This is a genomic window from Actinomadura vinacea, from assembly GCF_039532545.1.
Classification (GTDB): Bacteria; Actinomycetota; Actinomycetes; order Streptosporangiales; family Streptosporangiaceae; genus Spirillospora; species Spirillospora vinacea.
Window position 1 is genome coordinate 356,965 of record NZ_BAAARW010000005.1, and the last position, 18,740, is coordinate 375,704.

The 18,740-nt window shown below is 73.0% G+C and carries 15 protein-coding genes and 2 pseudogenes; 12 read left to right on the forward strand and 5 right to left on the reverse strand.

What is annotated here, in order from left to right; all coding sequences use genetic code 11:
- Positions 1–38: 38 nt before the first annotated feature.
- The 4 genes from ABD340_RS08240 (at position 39) to ABD340_RS08255 (ending at position 3,743) form a co-directional block, all read left to right on the forward strand.
- Positions 39–1,142: a prephenate dehydrogenase gene (locus ABD340_RS08240; RefSeq protein ID WP_344587997.1), complete on the forward strand. Its 1,104-nt coding sequence runs from the start codon at positions 39–41 to the stop codon at positions 1,140–1,142.
- 178 nt (positions 1,143–1,320) lie between these two features.
- Positions 1,321–2,004, forward strand: a complete 684-nt coding sequence (gene cmk, locus ABD340_RS08245; RefSeq protein WP_344588093.1) for a (d)CMP kinase — start codon at positions 1,321–1,323, stop codon at positions 2,002–2,004.
- A gap of 52 nt (positions 2,005–2,056) precedes the next feature.
- Positions 2,057–3,406 carry a ribosome biogenesis GTPase Der gene (gene der / locus ABD340_RS08250; RefSeq protein ID WP_344588095.1) on the forward strand — a complete coding sequence of 450 codons (1,350 nt, stop codon included), beginning with the start codon at positions 2,057–2,059 and terminating at the stop codon, positions 3,404–3,406.
- A gap of 133 nt (positions 3,407–3,539) precedes the next feature.
- Positions 3,540–3,743, forward strand: coding sequence for a hypothetical protein (locus ABD340_RS08255; protein ID WP_344587998.1), 204 nt, complete (start codon positions 3,540–3,542; stop codon positions 3,741–3,743).
- Between the two features lie 28 nt (positions 3,744–3,771).
- On the opposite strand, the gene ABD340_RS08260 is transcribed toward ABD340_RS08255, so the two are convergent.
- Positions 3,772–4,482, reverse strand: coding sequence for a hypothetical protein (locus ABD340_RS08260; protein WP_344587999.1), 711 nt, complete (start codon positions 4,480–4,482; stop codon positions 3,772–3,774).
- Between the two features lie 100 nt (positions 4,483–4,582).
- Between ABD340_RS08260 and ABD340_RS08265 the strand changes: the two genes are divergently transcribed.
- The 5 genes and pseudogenes from ABD340_RS08265 (at position 4,583) to ABD340_RS08285 (ending at position 9,787) form a co-directional block, all read left to right on the forward strand.
- On the forward strand, positions 4,583–5,737 hold the full coding sequence (locus ABD340_RS08265) for a nucleoside 2-deoxyribosyltransferase domain-containing protein (protein WP_344588000.1): 1,155 nt from the start codon (positions 4,583–4,585) through the stop codon (positions 5,735–5,737).
- 73 nt (positions 5,738–5,810) lie between these two features.
- Positions 5,811–5,906: pseudogene (locus ABD340_RS08270) on the forward strand (MerR family transcriptional regulator); the annotation flags it as partial.
- On the forward strand, positions 5,906–6,706 hold the full coding sequence (locus ABD340_RS08275; protein WP_344588001.1) for an ABC transporter permease: 801 nt from the start codon (positions 5,906–5,908) through the stop codon (positions 6,704–6,706). The pseudogene ABD340_RS08270 and the gene ABD340_RS08275, both read left to right, overlap by 1 nt.
- Before the next feature lie 10 nt (positions 6,707–6,716).
- Positions 6,717–7,769, forward strand: a complete 1,053-nt coding sequence (locus ABD340_RS08280; RefSeq protein WP_344588003.1) for an ABC transporter ATP-binding protein — start codon at positions 6,717–6,719, stop codon at positions 7,767–7,769.
- A gap of 185 nt (positions 7,770–7,954) precedes the next feature.
- Positions 7,955–9,787: a phosphoenolpyruvate carboxykinase (GTP) gene (locus tag ABD340_RS08285; RefSeq protein WP_344588004.1), complete on the forward strand. Its 1,833-nt coding sequence runs from the start codon at positions 7,955–7,957 to the stop codon at positions 9,785–9,787.
- A gap of 81 nt (positions 9,788–9,868) precedes the next feature.
- On the opposite strand, the gene ABD340_RS08290 is transcribed toward ABD340_RS08285, so the two are convergent.
- Entirely contained in the window at positions 9,869–10,732 is an 864-nt protein-coding gene (locus ABD340_RS08290) for a GNAT family N-acetyltransferase (protein WP_344588005.1), read from the reverse strand.
- 131 nt (positions 10,733–10,863) lie between these two features.
- On the opposite strand from ABD340_RS08290, the gene ABD340_RS08295 reads away from it, so the two are divergent.
- Together ABD340_RS08295 and soxR are read left to right on the forward strand one after the other, a co-directional pair.
- Entirely contained in the window at positions 10,864–11,460 is a 597-nt protein-coding gene (locus ABD340_RS08295) for an HdeD family acid-resistance protein (RefSeq protein WP_344588006.1), read from the forward strand.
- Positions 11,461–11,522: 62 nt separating this feature from the next.
- A pseudogene (gene soxR / locus ABD340_RS08300) lies at positions 11,523–11,993 on the forward strand (redox-sensitive transcriptional activator SoxR); the annotation flags it as partial.
- 182 nt (positions 11,994–12,175) lie between these two features.
- Here soxR and ABD340_RS08305 read toward each other — a convergent pair.
- Both ABD340_RS08305 and ABD340_RS08310 read right to left on the reverse strand, forming a co-directional pair.
- A complete protein-coding gene (locus ABD340_RS08305; RefSeq protein ID WP_344588007.1) occupies positions 12,176–14,608 on the reverse strand; it encodes a glycoside hydrolase family 65 protein in 2,433 nt (810 codons plus the stop codon).
- Positions 14,605–15,381 carry a beta-phosphoglucomutase family hydrolase gene (locus tag ABD340_RS08310; protein WP_344588008.1) on the reverse strand — a complete coding sequence of 259 codons (777 nt, stop codon included), beginning with the start codon at positions 15,379–15,381 and terminating at the stop codon, positions 14,605–14,607. The genes ABD340_RS08305 and ABD340_RS08310 overlap by 4 nt, the downstream gene beginning before the upstream one ends.
- Positions 15,382–15,507: 126 nt before the next feature.
- Here ABD340_RS08310 and gndA point away from each other — a divergent pair, with 126 nt between their 5' ends.
- A complete protein-coding gene (gndA, locus tag ABD340_RS08315) occupies positions 15,508–16,947 on the forward strand; it encodes an NADP-dependent phosphogluconate dehydrogenase (protein ID WP_344588009.1) in 1,440 nt (479 codons plus the stop codon).
- A gap of 55 nt (positions 16,948–17,002) precedes the next feature.
- On the opposite strand, the gene ABD340_RS08320 is transcribed toward gndA, so the two are convergent.
- A complete protein-coding gene (locus ABD340_RS08320; protein ID WP_344588011.1) occupies positions 17,003–18,706 on the reverse strand; it encodes a hypothetical protein in 1,704 nt (567 codons plus the stop codon).
- Positions 18,707–18,740: the final 34 nt, after the last annotated feature.

Consider the following 18,740-nt stretch of genomic DNA (forward strand, 5'->3'; position numbering starts at 1 on the left):
GGCACGGACCGGTGCCGCGCTGTCGCTAGGCTGTCAGGGTGGTTGAAAAGGGCATTCCAGGGCGCGTCATCGTTGTCGGGACCGGGCTGATCGGCACCTCGATCGCCTTGGCGATGCGCGAGCGCGGCGCCGAGGTCCTGCTGACCGACCGGGACGACGCCTCGCTGCGGATGGCGGTGGAGCTCGGCGCGGGCGAGCCGCTGCCCGGCGGCCCTCCCACCGGAGTCTCCGGCGGGCCCGCCGATCTGGCCGTGCTGGCCGTCCCGCCCGCCGCGGTCGCGGTCACCCTGCTGGACGCCCAGAAGCGCGGTCTGGCCGCGGTCTACACCGACGTGGCCAGCGTCAAGGCGCTGCCGCTGCGGCAGGCCGCCGAGCTGGGCTGCGACCTGACCTCCTACGTCGCCGGGCATCCGCTGGCCGGCCGGGAACGGTCCGGGCCCGCCGCGGCCCGTGCCGACCTGTTCCTCGGCCGTCCGTGGGCGCTGTGCCCGACCGGCGAGTCCGCGCCCGAGGCCGTCGCGGCGGTCACCGAGCTGGCCCGCGCCTGCGGCGGCGAGCCGGTGGTGGTCGACGCCGCCGAGCACGACCGCGCCGTGGCGCTGGTCTCGCACGCGCCGCACGTGGTGTCGGCCTCGGTCGCCGCCCGCCTCACCGGCGCCGACGACGTCGCGCTCGGCCTGGCCGGGCAGGGCGTCCGGGACGTCACCCGGATCGCCGCCAGCGACCCCCGGCTGTGGATCGGGATCCTGTCGGCCAACGCCGAGCCGGTCGCCGACGTGCTGGAGGCGGTCGCCACCGATCTGGCGGTGGCGTCGTCGCTGCTGCGCGACGGCAGCGAGGAGGCCGCCGCGCACGTGGCCGACCTGCTGCTGCGCGGGAACGCCGGACGCTCCCGGATCCCCGGCAAGCACGGCGGCGAGCCGTCGGCCTACGCGGTGGTGCAGGTGGTCATCCCGGACCGGCCCGGCGAGCTGGCGATGATCTTCCAGGCGGCCGGGATCGCCGGGGTCAACATCGAGGACGTCACCATCGAGCACTCGCCCGGCCGCCCGCTGGGCGTGCTGGAGATCTCGGTCAAGCCCGAGGCCGCCGAGCGTCTGGCGGAGGAGCTGCGCGCCCGCGGCTGGTCGGTCCCCGGCTGATCCCCGCGGAGCGGGCGTGGGTCCTCCCAGGGGACGGTAGCCTGGCACGTCGGGACTTCCCGCCCGGACCCCGGGTCCACGAGGCGGGGACGCGTCCGGGCATCGGCTATCGGGGGCCGCCGCCGCATGCCCGCATCTCGCCGTGAAGAAAGGGAGCATCGTGCCGCTCGTCATCGCCATGGACGGCCCCTCCGGGTCGGGCAAGTCCAGCGCGTCCAAGGGCGTGGCCCGCGCGCTCGGGCTGCGCTACCTCGACACCGGCGCGATGTACCGCGCGATGACCTGGTGGATGCTGCGCGCGGGCGTGCCGGTCGAGGACGCCGCGGAGGTCGCGGCCCGCGCCGGCGACCCGAAGATCGAGTCCGGCACCGACCCCGGCGCGCCCACCATCAGCGTGGACGGCACGGACGTGTCCGGTCCCATCCGCACCCGCGAGGTCACCAACGCGGTGAGCGCGGTCAGCTCCGTCCCGGCGGTGCGGGAGCGCCTCGTCGCGCTGCAGCGGGAGATCATCGGGGCCGGCGGGATCGTGGTGGAGGGCCGCGACATCGGCACCGTCGTCGCGCCCGGGGCCGAGGTGAAGGTGTACCTCACCGCGAGCGAGGCGGTGCGGGCCGCGCGGCGGGCGCTGGAGCTGGCCTCCGATCAGACCGGGGACCAGGCCGCGGACCAGGCCGCGACGGTCACCGTGACGCAGGCCGAGCAGGCCCGCCGCGACCGGATCGACTCCACCCGTGCCGCGTCGCCGCTGGCCAAGGCCGGCGACGCGATCGAGATCGACTCGTCCGAGCTGACCCTGGACGAGGTCATCGGGGCGGTCCTCCGCCTCGCCGAAGAGCGCCGAACCAACGACTTGAGTTGACATTGTGAGCGAGTACGAGATCGAGACCGTCCCCGGGGGGGCCGACGACGTCCTGGACGGGGCGCCGCCCGACGAGCCGGCCGCGCCGCTGGTGGCGGTGGTCGGCCGTCCCAACGTCGGCAAGTCGACCCTGGTCAACCGGGTCATCGGGCGCCGCGAGGCGGTCGTGGAGGACGTGCCGGGGGTCACCCGCGACCGGGTCGCCTATGACGCGACCTGGAGCGGCCGCCGGTTCACGGTGGTCGACACCGGCGGCTGGCTGCCCGACTCCTCCGGCCTGGCCGCCGCGATCGCCGAGCAGGCGCGGCTGGCGGTCGACCTGGCCGACGTGGTGATGTTCGTGGTCGACGCGACCGTGGGCGCCACCGACGTGGACGAGGCGGTGGTGGAGATCCTGCGCCGGGCCGGCAAGCCGGTGGTGCTGGTCGCCAACAAGGTCGACGACGTGGGCGCCGAGGCCGACGCGGCGATGCTGTGGTCGCTGGGGATCGGCGAGCCGCACGCGGTCAGCGCGCTGCACGGCCGGGGCAGCGGCGACCTGCTGGACGCGGTGCTGGAGGCGCTGCCCGAGGAGGCGCCCGAGGAGACGTTCGCGGAGCTGGGCGGGCCGCGCCGGGTGGCGCTGCTGGGCCGTCCCAACGTCGGCAAGTCCAGCCTGCTGAACAAGCTGGCGGGGGAGAACCGCGCGGTCGTGGACGCGGTCGCCGGCACCACCCGCGACCCGGTCGACGAGCTGATCGAGCTGGGCGGCCGGACCTGGCGGTTCATCGACACCGCGGGCATCCGCCGGCGCCACCGGGAGAACCAGGGCGCCGACTTCTACGCCACGCTGCGCACCCGCTCCGCGCTGGAGCGGGCCGAGGTCGCCGTGGTGCTGGTCGACACGACCGAGCCGCTGGCCGAGCAGGACCTGCGGATCGTGTCGATGGTGATCGAGTCGGGCCGGTCGCTGGTGATCGCCTACAACAAGTGGGATCTGCTGGACGAGGAGCGCCGCCACTACCTGGAGCGTGAGATCGACCGGCAGCTGCACAACGCGCGCTGGGCGCCGCGGGTGAACATCTCCGCCCGTACCGGGCGGCACATGGAGAAGCTGGTCCCGGCGATCGAGACGGCGCTGGAGGGCTGGGGCACCCGGGTGCCGACCTCCAAGCTCAACCAGTTCTTCGCCGATCTGGTGAACGCCCATCCGCACCCGGTCCGGGGCGGCAAGCAGCCCAAGATCCTGTTCGCGACGCAGGCGGGCGTGCGGCCGCCGCGCTTCCTGCTGTTCACCTCCGGGTTCCTGGAGGAGGGCTACCGCCGGTTCATCGAGCGGCGGCTGCGGGAGGAGTTCGGGTTCGCCGGCACTCCGCTCGACATCGCGATGAAGATCCGCGAGAAGCGCGGCAAGCGCAAATAGCGTTGATCGTTCGGCCCGCCCGGGTCTTTTCCGGGCGGGCCGCGGCGTGTCACGATGCAGTCAGGCCGAAACGATGTAACCTATCGCTTACTTGGTTGGGTCGGCGCTGCGCCGGATGATCGAGGGGTGCCACGTGAAGCTGCTGCTGCTCATGTCCGTCGCGCTGGCCTGCGTCGCGCTCAGCTTCGCGTGGAAGGAGCCGTGGATAGGCGGTGTCGGCCTGCTGGTCGCTTTCGTGGCCATGTTCACCGATCGCGACGACGTCCGGCTGGACGACGAGAAGGGCAGCTACGAGACCACCAAGTCCGTCCGCAACATGCGCAGCAAGGACCGCTGACCCGGCCCGGAACGATCCGGGGGCAAGATCAGAGGCGCGGCCCGTCGCGGTCTCCGGCGACCCGCCGGTCGGTGGGATGCGGCGGCCACGGCCGGTCGGGCGCGTCCACCTGGTAGCCGGCGCCCCGGCCGCCCGGGCCCTCGGGCGGATCGTTCCGGGGCGAGCGCGAGTACCGGCCGAACGACGGGGCCAGCGGCTGCGTGGTGCCGCTCCCGGAGGCGGGCGACGACGGGGCGTTCCGCGGATCGTCGTAGTCGCTCCCGTAGTCGTCGTACTCCTCGGCCTCCCGCGTGCCGGCGCCGGAGAAGCGTCCCAGCGCCAGCGCGGCCAGGAACACCACGACCACGCCGAGCGCGGCGAAGCCCGCCAGGTCCTCGGCCAGCCGCCGCCCCTCCGCGGTGCCGAGCGGCGCGCCGACCCCCTCCGCGTCCCACAGCGCGGCCACCGGACGGCCCACCACGAACCACGCACCGCCCAGCGCGGCCAGGAACGCGCCCGCCATGCCGAGCATCCGGCCCGCGGCGGCGAGGACGATCAGCCCGCCGAGCCCCGTGGCGATCGCGGGGGCGATGCTCAGCTGCAACCGGTCGGTGGTGTAGAACCAGGTCCGGTCCGGAGTGAAGCCGAAGTCGACGTACGGGCCGGCGAAGGGGAGGAGCCCGCCCCACAGCCCGAGAAGCACGAGCAGGATTCCGCAAACGGCCCCCCGGCTGCGCGGCACTCGCCTTGTCCCAGTCATGACCCTTCTCCTTCTGACCGGGTGAACTGTCGTGTTTTGAAGCCCTTTACCCCGAAGGGTCCGTTCCAAGCGGCCCCAGAGTCACAGGGAGGTACGGCCCATGGCCGCAGAAATGATCATCGTCAACGCGCGCGAGGAGCCGCCGGACGGCTGGGACGCCGCGGTCTTCCTGGCGGGCCCGGCGCCGCGCTCGCCCGAGGTGCCGTCCTGGCGTCCCGCCGCCCATGCCGAACTGCGCGAACGCTGGCGCGGCGGCCGCCTGGTGGTGTTCGACCCGGAGGACCGGAAGGAGGTGCTCTTCGACTACGCCGGCCAGGTCGACTGGGAGGAGCGCTGCCTGAACCTCGCCGACGAGGTGCTCTTCTACGTGCCGCGCGATCTGGAGACCATGCCCGCCTTCACCACCAACGTCGAGTGGGGCATCTGGCACGACAGCGGCCGCGTCGTCTTCGGGGCGCCGCCCGGCGCGCCCAAGAACCGCTACCTGCTGCACTACGCCGAGAAGTTCGGCGTGCCGACCGCCACCGACCTGCCCGGCACGGTGGCCGCCACCCTCGACCGGATCGGCTCGGGGGCGGCGCGGACGGGCGGCGAGTGCGAGGTGCCGCTGCTGCTGTGGCGGACCGCGGCCTTCCAGAGCTGGTACGGGGCGCAGCGCGCGGCGGGCAACGCCCTGCTCGGGGCCCGTGTCGTCTGGCGCTTCGGCGACCAGTGGGGGCTGCGCGTCCGGATCCGCGTGGCGGCGGAGGACCGGATCAAGGACGACGAGATGGTGATCTCCCGGCCGGACCTCGGCGTCGTGGTCCTCTACCGGCCGGGCCCCACCCTGGACGCGACCACGGTCGTGCTGGTCCGCGAGTTCCGCGGCCCGGCCGCGACCCCGGACGGCCGCGTGCACGAGCCGCCCGGCGGCTCCGGTCCCGCCGGCGGCGCCGATCCGCTGCGCGCCGCGCTGGCCGAGCTGGCCGAGGAGACCGGCCTCGCGCTCCCGGCGGACCGGCTGCGCGAGCACGGTTCCCGCCAGGTCAACGCCACCATGTCGGCCCACCGCGCGCACGTGTTCGCCGCCGAGATCACCGAGGACGAGCTGGCCGCGCTGAGCTCGGGCGGCCCGCACGGTGTCGCGGCCGACGGCGAGCGGACCTACGTGGAGATCGCCACGTTCGGCGAGATCCGCCGGGAGCGGCTCGTCGACTGGGCCGCCCTGGGCATGATCGCCGAGGTGCTCACCGAGAGCGGCATCGGCGAGGGGTGATCCGTTCCTGCCCTCGCATTTCGCGGCGAACCCCGCATGTATGCCTGGTATGTGCGAGGGCTAGGCTTTGCCCGTGACGACCTTCCGCATCAGTGCGGCCGCCGCGCTGCTCGGCGTCAGCGCCGACACCGTCCGCCGCCGGGTGGACGGCGGGCTGCCGGCCGGGCGGTGAGCGGAGATCCGGCGCCGCCCGGGCGGCCGCCGTTGATCCTGCTGCTCCCGGCGCTGGTGGGGCTGGGCTTCCTCGTCCTGCCCCTGGCCGGGCTGCTGTTCCGGGCGCCGTGGTCCACCCTGGGGACGCGGCTGGGCGAGCCGCAGGTGCTGGAGGCGCTGCGGCTCTCGCTGGTCACCGCCACCGTGGCCACCGGACTCTGCCTGCTGTTCGGGGTGCCGCTGGCCTGGCTGCTGGCGCGGGTGCCGTTCCCGGGGGCGCGGCTGGTCCGGGCGCTGGTCACGGTGCCGCTCGTGCTGCCTCCCGTGGTGGGCGGCGTGGCGCTGCTGCTGGTGCTGGGGCGGCGCGGGACGGTGGGCCAGTGGCTGGACTCGGCGTTCGGGATCACGCTGCCGTTCACCACCGCCGGCGTGGTGCTGGCCGAGACGTTCGTGGCGATGCCGTTCCTGGTGATCAGCGTGGAGGGCGCGCTGCGCGCCGCCGACCTGCGCTACGAGGAGGCCGCCGCCACGCTGGGCGCCACCCGCTGGACGACGTTCCGCCGGGTCACGCTGCCGCTGGTGGCGCCGGGCATCGCGGCGGGGGCGATCCTGTGCTGGGCGCGGGCGCTGGGGGAGTTCGGGGCCACGATCACGTTCGCGGGCAACTTCCCGGGACGCACGCAGACCATGCCGCTGGCCGTCTATCTCGCCCTGGAGACCGATCCGCAGGCGGCGATCGTGCTGAGCCTGGTGCTGCTGGCGGTGTCGGTGCTGGTGCTCGTCGCGCTCCGCGACCGCTGGGTCGGCACGGGATGAGCGAGCACGCATGAACGAGCAGGGCGGGCTGGAGGCGCGGCTGGTGGTGCGGCGCGGGTCGTTCGAGGTCGACCTGGAGCTGGCGGCGGCGCGGGGCGAGGTCGTGGCGCTGCTCGGACCCAACGGGGCGGGCAAGAGCACCGCGTTGCGCGCGCTGGCGGGCCTTACCCCGATCGCCGATGGGTACATCCGGGTGGACGGGGCCGAGATCCACCCGCTGCCGTCCGAGCGGCGGGGGATCGGCATGGTCTTCCAGGACTACCTGCTCTTCCCGCACCTGAGCGCGCTGGAGAACGTCGCGTTCGGGCTGCGCTGCCAGGGCGCAGGACGCCGCCAAGCGCGCCACCAGGCCGCCGAGTGGCTGGAACGTGTCGGCCTGGCAGAGCATGCCGCGGCTCGTCCCAGGGCATTGTCGGGTGGGCAGGCCCAACGGGTGGCCTTGGCGCGTGCATTGGCCGTGGGCCCGAGCCTGCTGCTGTTGGACGAACCCTTGTCGGCCCTGGACGCGCATACCCGGTTGGAGATCCGCGCGGCGCTGCGCCGCCATCTGGCCGGTTTCGAGGGGGCCGCCGTCCTGGTCACCCATGATCCGCTGGACGCTATGGTGCTGGCGGACACGCTGGTCGTCCTGGAGGGCGGCCGGGTCGTCCAGCGGGGCGAGCCCGCCGAGATCGCGCGGCGTCCCAGGACCGACTACGTGGCGCGCCTGGTCGGCCTGAACCTGTATCGCGGGCGCGCGTCCGGCGGGACTGTCATGCTCCAGGACAGTGCTATCCGACTGGATACCATTGACCAGCTCGAAGGCGATGTTTTCCTTGCCTTCGCGCCATCCTCGGTGGCGATCCACCGGTCCCGGCCGGACGGCAGCCCCCGCAACCTGTGGCCCGCCCGGGTCGGTGCGATCGAGCGGCACGGCGACCGGGTCCGCGTTCGCCTCGACGGCCCGCCGCTGTCCGCCGCCGCCGACGTGACGCCAGGCGCCGTCGCGGAACTTCAATTGGCCGAAGGCAGCCGGGTATGGGCTGCAGTGAAGGCCACGGAAACCCACGTTTACCCGGCCTGAGCTCCACCAGGCGAAAACCGCATGGCCGACCGTGCCGCACGCCGACTACGAGCGGCCAGGTGACATCAGTCACAGAAACCAACCGCAACCGCCAAAAGCCGGGGCGATTGGTCCAGACCAAATGGCATAGACGTTCGCTTTTGTTCATGATGCAGAGATCCTGCGAACTTCTGAAGGAGATGCCCGTGTCCAACCAGGTCACCGCGTCGTCGGCCGCGGCCGTCGACCAGGCCCCCACCAGTCACACCGCACTGATCGACTGGGTCCGCGGGATCGCCGAGCTGACCCAGCCCGACCGCATCGAATGGTGCGACGGCTCGGATTCGGAATGGGAGCGCCTCACCGGGCTCCTCGTGGAGCAGGGCACGTTCAAACGGCTTAACCCCGAGAAACGGCCCAACAGCTTCTACGCGGCCTCCGACCCCAGTGACGTCGCCCGAGTAGAGGACCGTACGTACATCTGCTCCGAAAAGGAAGCGGACGCCGGTCCCACCAACAACTGGATCGCGCCCGCCGAGATGCGGGCCACCTTCGGAGAGCTCTTCAAGGGCTGCATGAAGGGCCGCACCATGTACGTGGTGCCGTTCTGCATGGGCCCGCTCGGCGGCAAGATCTCCCAGCTCGGCGTCGAGATCACCGACTCCGCCTACGTGGCGGTCTCGATGAAGGTCATGACGCGGATGGGCACCGAGGCGCTGCGGCTGATCGAGGAGCGCGGCACCTTCGTCAAGGCGGTGCACTCCGTCGGCGCCCCGCTGGAGCCCGGCCAGCAGGACGTGCCGTGGCCGTGCAACTCCACCAAGTACATCTCGCACTTCCCCGAGACCCGGGAGATCTGGTCCTACGGGTCCGGCTACGGCGGCAACGCGCTGCTGGGCAAGAAGTGCTACGCGCTGCGGATCGCCTCGACCATGGCCCGGGACGAGGGCTGGATGGCCGAGCACATGCTGATCCTCAAGCTGACCCCGCCGCAGGGCGAGACCCGGTACGTGGCCGCCGCGTTCCCGTCCGCCTGCGGCAAGACCAACCTGGCCATGCTCGAGCCGACCATCCCCGGCTGGAAGGTCGAGACGATCGGCGACGACATCGCCTGGATGCGGTTCGGCGAGGACGGCCGCCTCTACGCGATCAACCCCGAGGCCGGGTTCTTCGGCGTCGCCCCCGGTACCGGCGAGGCCACCAACGCCAACGCGGTCAAGACGCTGTGGGGCAACAGCGTCTTCACCAACGTCGCGCTCACCGACGACGGCGACGTGTGGTGGGAGGGCCTCACCGACGAGCCGCCCGCGCACTTGACCGACTGGAAGGGCAACGACTGGACCCCCGAGTCGGGGACCCCGGCCGCCCACCCGAACGCCCGGTTCACCACCCCGGCCGGGCAGTGCCCGATCATCGCCGACGAGTGGGAGGACCCCAAGGGCGTCCCGATCTCGGCGATCCTGTTCGGCGGCCGCCGGGCCAGCGCGGTGCCGCTGGTCACCGAGTCCTTCGACTGGCAGCAGGGCGTGTTCCTGGGCGCCAACGTCGCCTCCGAGAAGACCGCCGCGGCCGAGGGCAAGGTCGGCGAGCTGCGCCGCGACCCGTTCGCGATGCTGCCGTTCTGCGGCTACAACATGGGCGACTACTTCGGCCACTGGCTGAAGATCGGCCGTTCCACCGAGACCGAGAAGCTGCCGCGGATCTACTACGTCAACTGGTTCCGCAAGAACGCCGACGGCAAGTTCATCTGGCCCGGCTTCGGCGAGAACAGCCGCGTCCTGAAGTGGATCGTGGAGCGCCTCAACGGCCAGGCCGACGCGGTCAAGACGCCGATCGGCCACCTGCCCACCCGGCAGGCCATCGACACCGACGGCCTGGAGATCGACGAGGCCGACCTCGACACCCTGCTGTCGGTCGACACCGAGGTCTGGAAGGAGGAGGCCGCGCTGGTCCCCGGCCACTTCGAGACCTTCGGCGACCACCTTCCCAAGGAGCTGTGGGACGAGTACAACGCCCTGGTGAACCGCCTGGGCCACTGAGCCCCCGGGCAGTCCCTTGACGGGAGAGCGGGCCGCGCCGTCCCACGGCGCGGCCCGCTCTTCCCGCTGTTCAGGGGGCCGTCAGCGGGTGAAGGCCACGTTCCGCGCGGCCTGCCGGAAGCCCACGGACCGGTACGTCGCCCGCGCCGACGGGTAGTCGTCGTCGCCCCGGGCCGCGACCCGCGCCGTCTCCGCCCCCAGCCCGCGCGCGGTGTGCAGGGCCGCCAGGATCGCCGCGCTCGCCAGCCCGCGCCGCCGGTGCCCCGGATCGGTGCCGACCGGCTCCAGCACGGCCTCCCGGGTGTGCTCGTCCAGCCACACCAGGCAGAACGCGGCGGGCGTGCCGTCGGGCGCCTCCACCATCCAGTCCAGGCCGGCCCGGTACGGCCACACGCCCATCAGCCGCTCGTAGACGGTGCCGGTGACCTTCGACGGCGCGTCCGGACGCGAGAACGCGGCCCGGTGCACCGCGGCCCTGGCCGGCGCGTCGGCCGCGCCCCGCACGGGGCGGAGCACGTACCCCTCGGGCACCTCCGGCTCCGGCAACTCCCGGAGATCGCGGCGCAGGTGGATGAAGAACGGCCCGGACGCCGTCTCCTCGTACCCGTGCCGACGCAGTCTCTCGATCAGGGCGGTCTCGTCGTCCAGCACCGTGACCGCGCGGGATCCGCGCTCGGCGACCTTGTCGAACCAGCGCAGGACGTCGTCGAACAGGTCCGCGTGGGCGGGATCGAGGTGCAGGTCGAGATTGCCCGGCGGCACCACCCAGGCCCACGCGACCGGCTCCCCGCCGCGCTCCCACAGCGCGGTGGGCCAGGACGAGTGCTCGCCGTGCTGGTGGCGGTACCAGACGAGCTCGCCGATGTGCCAGCGGGCCCGCGGCCCCAGCCGGCTGGTCAAGGACTGCATGGCGCGCAGGTCCGCCGGGCCCGAGTAGAGGCGCATTCGCAGGACGCTAGCCGAACTTTGCCCGGAAGTGGGGTGATTTTTTCCCGTTGGGGGACCTGCTCCTCCTTTGGGCGGGCACGCATGAGAAAGGTGCCCGGCAGGGTGCCCACGCGCGGAGGGAGGCCGACGTGTTCGATCTCATCACCCGGCACTGGTGGGTGCTGGCGGTACGCGGCGGATTCGCCGTCCTGTTCGGGCTGGCCGCGCTGATCTGGCCTGGCATCACGGTGGTGGCGCTGGTGCTGCTGTTCGGTGCGTTCGCGCTGGTGGACGGTGTGATCGCGCTGGTCGGCGCGATCCGCGGCGGGTTCGGCAGATCGCGGGCCTGGGCGGCCGTGACCGGCATCGCCGGGATCGTGCTGGGCCTGGTCGCGCTGATCTGGCCCGGTATCACCGCGTTCGCGCTGCTGATGCTGATCGCCGTCTGGGCGATCGTGGTCGGCGTGTTCGAGATCGTCTCGGCCATCGCGCTGCGCCGCGAGATCGAGGGCGAGTGGCTGTACGTGGCCACCGGCACGATCTCGGTCCTGTTCGGCGTGGTGCTGTTCGCCTGGCCGGCCGCCGGGGCGCTGGCGGTGGTCTGGCTGATCGGGCTGTTCGCGATCGTGCTGGGCGCGCTGCTGCTCGGCGCCGCGTTCCGGCTGCGCAAGATGGGCAAGGAGGCCGAGCGGCGGGAGCGGCCCGCGGGCGGCATGGGCGCAGGCGGCGCCCCCGCGGCGGGCTGACCCGGGCCCGCCCGCGAGGCGGAAACCTCAACTCATGTTGAGGATGCTTTACGCTGGTGCGCATGACGCGGTTGGAATTCAGAGTGCACGAGCTGACCGTCGGGCAGCTCGCCGAACGCAGCGGGGTCGCGGTTTCCGCGCTGCACTTCTACGAGTCCAAGGGGCTGATCAGCAGCCGCCGCACGCCCGGCAACCAGCGGCGCTTCCCGCGCGACACGCTGCGCCGGGTGTCGTTCATCAAGATCTCCCAGCGGGTCGGGATCCCGCTCAGCGACATCAGGGACGCCCTGGCCACCCTGCCCGAGGGGCGCACCCCCACGGCCGACGACTGGTCGCGGCTGTCGCAGACCTGGCGGGCCGACCTCGACTCCCGTATCGACCAGCTCGAACGCCTCCGCGACGACCTCACCGACTGCATCGGCTGCGGCTGCCTGTCCCTGAAGACATGCGCCCTGGCCAACCCGTACGACCGGCTCGGCGACCAGGGGCCCGGCCCGCGCCGCCTCATGGTCGAGTGCGAGCGCGACACCGGGGCCGTCCGCCGCGGGGACGACGGCGCCGGCGACTGCACCGTGCCCGCCCCGTCCCAGCCCGCCCCGTCCGAGCCCGCCCCGTCCGAGCCCGCCCCGTCCGAGCCCGCCCCGTCCGACGCATGCGACCCGTGCGTCCCCTCCGACGAGGTCGCGGGGGACGGCGCCGTCCCCCGCGACACGCCCTAGGGCAGGCCGTCGGACTCGGCGGAGCCGAACGCCGCCGCGGGCACCTCGCGCTGGTGCGGATCGGTGCGCCGCGGGGTCGGCTCCCGGCCCGGCGGCTGGACGGGCCGGGGCATCGCGGGCAGCGGCTTGATCGGGAACTGGGCCGGCTCGTCGCCGAGCGTGAACTCCTCCCCGTGGTGGTACAGCCGCAGGCCGGGCCCCTCCAGCAGCTCGTAGACGGCGCTCTCCGCCCGCACGGTCACCCGCAGCCGGTTGCCCCGGTACCGCATCCGGAACGACAGGCGGCTGATCCCGCCCGGCAGCCGGGGCGCGAACGACAGGCACCCGTCCGCGGCCCGCATCCCGCCGAAGCCCGCCACCAGCCCGCTCCACGCGCCCGCCATCGACGCGATGTGCAGCCCGTCGCGGGTGTTGCGGGCGAGATCGTGCAGGTCCATGAGCGCGGTCTCGCCCAGGTAGTCGTGGGCCAGGTCGAGCTGCCCCACCTCGGCGGCCATCACGGCCTGGCTCTGCGCCGACAGCGAGGAGTCCCGTACCGTCAGGCCCTCGTAGTACTCGAAGTTGCGCCGCTTCTGCTCGGACGTGAACGCCTCCCCGCACATGTGCATCGCCAGCACCAGGTCGGCCTGCTTGATGACCTGCTTGCGGTACAGGTCGAAGTACGGGAAGTTCAGCAGCAGCGGGTAGTGGTCGGGCTTGGTGCTCGCGAAGTCCCACTTGGCGTGGTTGGTGAATCCCTCGCTCTGCGGATGGACGCCGAGCCGCTCGTCGTAGGGCACCAGCATCGCCGCGGCGGCGTTCCGCCAGGACGCGGCCTCGTCCGTGCTCACCCCGAACCGCTCGGCCAGATCGGGATGGCGCATCGCCATCGACGCGGCCTCCTGGAGGTTCCGGCGCGCCATCAGGTTGGTGTACACGTTGTTGTCCACGACCGCGCTGTACTCGTCCGGCCCGGTGATGCCGTCGATGCGGAAGACGCCCTCCACGTCGTGGTGGCCCAGGTCGCGCCACAACCGCGCGGTCTCCACCATCAGCGGCAGGCCGATCTCGCGCTCGAACCGCACGTCCTGGGTGGCGTCGACGTATCGCACCACCGCGTCGGCGATGTCGGCGTTGATATGGAACGCCGCCGTCCCCGCTGGCCAGTACCCCGAGCACTCCTGCCCCCGGATCGTCCGCCACGGGAACGCCGCCCCCGCCAGCCCCAGCTGGTGGGCGCGCTCGTGCGCCAGCCCCAGCGTCATGTGCCGCCAGGCCAGCGCGTCGGCGGCCGCCTCCGGGTGGGTGTAGGTCAGCACCGGCAGGACGAACGTCTCGGTGTCCCAGAAGGTGTGCCCGTCGTACCCCGGCCCGGTCAGGCCCTTGGCCGGGATCATCCGGCGCTCGGCGCGGGCGCCCGCCTGCAGGATGTGGAACAGCCCGAACCGCACCGCCTGCTGGATCTCGGCGTCCCCGTCGATCTCGATGTCCGCGCCGCGCCAGAACTCGGCCAGGTAGTCGCGCTGCTGCTTCAGCAGCCCGTCCCAGCCGGTGTGCCGGGCCGCCGCCAGCGCCGCCACCACCTGGTCGTGCAGCGCGGGCCGGGACCGCTGCGACGACCACCCGTAGGCGATGTACTTCACGATCCGCAGCTTCTGACCCGGCTCCAGCTGCGTCGCCACGGTCATCCGGCCCACGTCGGGGAAGCTCTCGGCGTCCACCGCCATCCGCCCCGGGCCCTCGATGTCGTGCGACATGCCGGCCGCCATCCGCAGCCCGCTCTTGCGGGTGGCGTGCACCAGGATGGCCCTGGTGCCGTTGTGCACGTGCTCCTCGCTGACCAGCGGGGCCTCCAGCACGGCCGCCACCCGCGGGTCGTCGCCCAGGTCGGGCAGCGACTCGTTGGCCACCAGCTCCGACTGCGCCACCAGCCGCAGCGTCTCGTCCACCGGCTCGACCTCGTAGCAGATCGCCGCGATCGCCCGCTGGGTCAGCGACACCAGCCGGGTGGAGGTGATCCGCACCCGGTCCTTGGCCGGGGACGTCCACTCCACCTCGCGGGTCAGCGTCCCCGCCCGCATGTCCAGGATCCGCTCGTGGCGGTGCAGCCTCCCGTACCGCACGTCGAACGGCTCGTCGTCCACCAGCAGCCTGATCAGCTTGCCGTTGGTGACGTTGATGATGGTCTGCCCCTGCTCGGGGTAGCCGTAGCCCGCCTCCGCGTACGGCAGCGGCCGCTGCTCGTAGAAGGAGTTGAGATAGGTGCCCGGAAGCCCGTGCGGCTCGCCCTCGTCGAGATTGCCGCGCAGCCCCACATGCCCGTTGGACAGGGCGAACACCGACTCGCCCTGGGCCAGCCGGTCCAGCCGCAGCTCCGGCTCGCGCACGCACCACGGCTCCACCGCGTACACCGGCCGGTCCGAGACCCCCCGGATGTCCTGATCGGTCACCGATCCCCCTCCAGCAGTTCGGACAGGTCGTCCACCACCACGTCGGCGCCGTGCTCCTTCAGCGCCCGGGCGTGGTCGCCGTCGACCCGGTTGACGCCCACCACGTAGGCGAACCCGCCCGCCCGGCCCGCCGCCACGCCGGCCAGGGCGTCCTCGAAGACCACGGCGTGCGCCGGATCCGTGCCGACCTCGCGCGCCCCCTCGACGAACATGTCGGGGGCCGGCTTGCCCGGCAGGTCGCGCTCGGCGGCGACCAGGCCGTCGACGCGGGCGTCGAACAGCTCGGTGATGCCCACGACCCGCAGCACCTGGGGGGTGTTCGCGCTGGACGACACCACGGCCGTCTTCAGCCCCGCGGCCCGCGCCCGCCGCACGTAGTCGATCGAGTCCTCGAAGGTCTCCACGCCCTTCTCCTCGATCAGCTTGAGCACCAGCGCGTTCTTGCGGTTGCCCAGCCCGCGCACGCTCTCGGCGTCGGGCGGGTCGTCGGGGGAGCCCTCGGGGAGCGTGATCCCCCGCGACTCCAGGAACGAGCGCGTGCCGTCCTCGCGCCGCTTGCCGTCGACGTACCGGCCGTAGTCGCGGACGGGGTCGAACGGCTTGAACGGCTCGCCCGCCCGCTCCGCCCGGGCCCGCAGGTACTCGTCGAACATCTCCCGCCACGCCGCCGCGTGCACGGCGGCGGTACGGGTCAGCACCCCGTCCAGGTCGAACAGGCACGCCTCGGTCTCATCCGGAAGCCCCAGCATCGCTCCCCTCTCCGCGATGGGCATGAGATCTACAACCATGGGTCCCGTTCCCGCGCGGAACAAGGACATGCCGCGCCGAGTTGCCCGAACGGGACCGCGTTCTCCCTCGTACCAACGAGGGTAGGGCGCGAGATGAGGAGGAGACAGCCAATGGGGAACCTGGACAAGGGCGGGGCGCGGATCGGGGTCACCGGCCTGGCGGTGATGGGCCGCAACCTGGCCCGCAATCTCGCCCGGCACGGCCATCCGGTCGCGGTGCACAACCGCACCCCGGCCCGCACCAAGGCGCTGGTGGAGGAGTTCGGCCACGAGGGCGCCTTCCTGCCGGCCGAGTCCGCCGAGGACTTCGTGGCCGCCCTGGAACGGCCGCGGCGGCTGGTGATCATGGTGAAGGCGGGCGGGCCCACCGACGCCGTGATCGACGAGTTCGCGCCGCTGCTGGAGCCCGGCGACATGATCGTCGACGGCGGCAACGCGCACTACGCCGACACCCGGCGGCGCGAGGCCGCGCTGCGCGAGCGCGGGCTGCACTTCGTCGGCACCGGCATCTCCGGCGGCGAGGAGGGCGCGCTGAACGGCCCCAGCATCATGCCGGGCGGTTCCGCCGCGTCCTACGACGCGCTCGGCCCGCTGCTGGAGGACATCGCGGCCGACGTCGACGGCACGCCCTGCTGCGTGCACGTCGGCCCCGACGGCGCCGGGCACTTCGTGAAGATGGTGCACAACGGCATCGAATACGCCGACATGCAGCTGATCGCCGAGTCCTACGACCTGCTCCGGCACGCCGCCGGGCTGTCCCCGGCGGAGATCGCCGAGGTCTTCCGCACCTGGAACACCGGGCGGCTGGAGTCGTACCTGATCGAGATCACCGCCGAGGTGCTGGCACACACCGACGCCGCCACCGGCAAGCCGTTCGTGGACGTCGTCCTGGACCAGGCCGAGCAGAAGGGCACCGGCCGCTGGACCGTGCAGACCGCCCTCGACCTGGGCGTCCCGGTCGGCGGGATCGCCGAGGCGGTGTTCGCCCGGTCGGTCTCCGGCCACGCCGCGCTGCGGGAGGCCGCGCAGGGGCTGCCCGGCCCGGCCCGGACCGCGGCCGCCGGATCCGGCTTCGCCGACGCGGTGGAGAAGGCCCTCTACGCCTCCAAGATCGTCGCGTACGCGCAGGGCTTCCACCAGATCCAGGCGGGCAGCGCCGAGTACGGCTGGAGCATCGACCCCGGCGCGATGGCCACCATCTGGCGCGGCGGCTGCATCATCCGGGCCCGCTTCCTCGACCGCATCCGCGCCGCGTACGAGGCCGACCCGCGGACGCCGACCCTGCTGACCGACGACCACTTCGCCGAGGCCGTGGGCGACGCCCAGGATGCCTGGCGGGAGGTGGTCGCCATCGCCGCCCGCGCCGGCATCCCGGCGCCCGGCTTCGCCACGGCCCTGGCGTACTACGACTCGCTGCGCACCCGGCGCCTGCCCGCCGCGCTCACCCAAGGCCAGCGGGACTTCTTCGGCGCCCACACCTACCGGCGGACCGACCGCGACGGCTCGTTCCACACCCTCTGGGGAGGCGACCGCACCGAGCACCCCGCCTGAGCGCGGCCTCCTCGACGCGGAACATACCGGAGACGGGCGGGGCCGGGGCGGCCGTTCAGGCGCCGTCGGCCTCGTCGGTCTCGATCTCGACCTCCAGGTTGAAGAGGTAGCCGACGGTCTCCCTCGGGATCGTCTCCTCCATCAGGACGTACGAGCCGACCACCGCGTCCACGAAGGTCTCGTTGGGATCGTCCCCCAGCAGCCACAGGCTCGCCGGCAGGGCGTCCTCCCTCGCCAGGTGTTCACGCCACACGAGGTCGAGGACGCTGAGCAGCACGTGGTGCTCCACTTCCCGCAGGAGCTCCGAACCGAGTTCGCGCTCGCGGCGACCGTAGGCCTCGGCGATGGCGGCCCGCAGCCGTCCGGCGACGGCGGCCCGCTTGGGCGTGCGCATCAACTCGTCCACCGTCACCGAGATCGGGCACACCTCCCCGACGAGGGCGAGGACGGCATCCAGATCGTCGCGGCCGCACGACCTGGGCAGCCCGAGGACGGCCTGTTCGGCGAACTCGTCGAACAGGCCGTCGATCCGCGCGGTGCGACCCTCGCCCGACATGATCGCGGCCCGCTCGGCCGCCCACTCCGCGCGTTGCAGGTCCAGCGCCCGCTCGAGGTCGGCCCGCCGCTCGAAGCGCTCCGGATCGAGAACGCGGCGGCCGGGCTCGTCCACCGGGCGGCGCGAGGGGATCGTGACCACCGTCAGGGCGTGGCCGCGCTGGAACACCTCGTGATCACACGCGGCGTCGGCCGACGCGCCCGACAGACTTCCGTACGCGCTCAGCAGCCCCGCGACGGTGATCCTCGCGAGCCTGACCTGCCGGTCGGGGCCCGGCGCCTCTTCGCCGGACTCCCGCGCCGCCAGCACGTCGGCCACCAGGCCCAGCCCGACCGCGTCCTCGACCGGGTGGAGCTCGTCGACGCCCAGCAGGTCCTGGAGCCTGCCGATCCCCGGCTCCAGGAGGCGGACACGGCGCGTGGACCGGTCGAAGGAGTAGTCGCCCGCCTCCCTGCTCAGCGACTCGGCGATCCCGGCCCAGGCGGTGCGCCGTTCGACCTCCTCCTCCGGCGCCGGGCCGCTGATCAGCATTTCGAGGTCGCGGTTCTCGATGAACAGGTTCCTGGCGTCGTCCACGATCCCCACGTCGAGCCCGCGCTGGACGACCTCGTCCGGTGACCACGCCATATCGCCCCGGAGCAGGTCGTAGCCGATCTGCGAGACCGAGCCGTAGACGACGTCGGCCGCGTACACCGCTCGCCGCGCGGTGTACGCCTCCGGTTCCGGCCGGAGCAGGCCGACCTCGATCCCGAGCGCCCGGTAGACCGGGCCCATCCAGCCGGCGGCCCGTTCGGCCTCCCGGTCGTCGGCGTTGATCACGTGCACGGCGCCGCCCTCCAGGGCGGCCAGGTACGCGGGGAGCACGCAGGCGAGGGTCTTCCCCTCGTGGTCCCGCATGTCGGCGATCATGCCGAGGGCCATCGCCGTCCCGCCCATGATCTGCTCGTCGTGATGTCGCAGTCCCAGCGTCCGCCGCGCCGCCTCCCGGACGGCGGCGAACGCGTCGATCATGAGGTCGAACGCGTCCTCCCCGGCCGCGAGCCGGGCCCGGAACGCCTCGGTGCGGGCGCCCAGCTCGGCATCGGACAGGGCGCGGAACCCCGGCTCGGCCGCGGTGACCTCGCCGGCGGTCTCCCGGCAGATGTTCAGCGCCTTGCGGCCGGCGAACCGGCCCGTCCATCTGCCGACCGCCGCAGCCGCCATGGCCCGCCGCCCCTCCGCCGCCCGTCCCTGACCG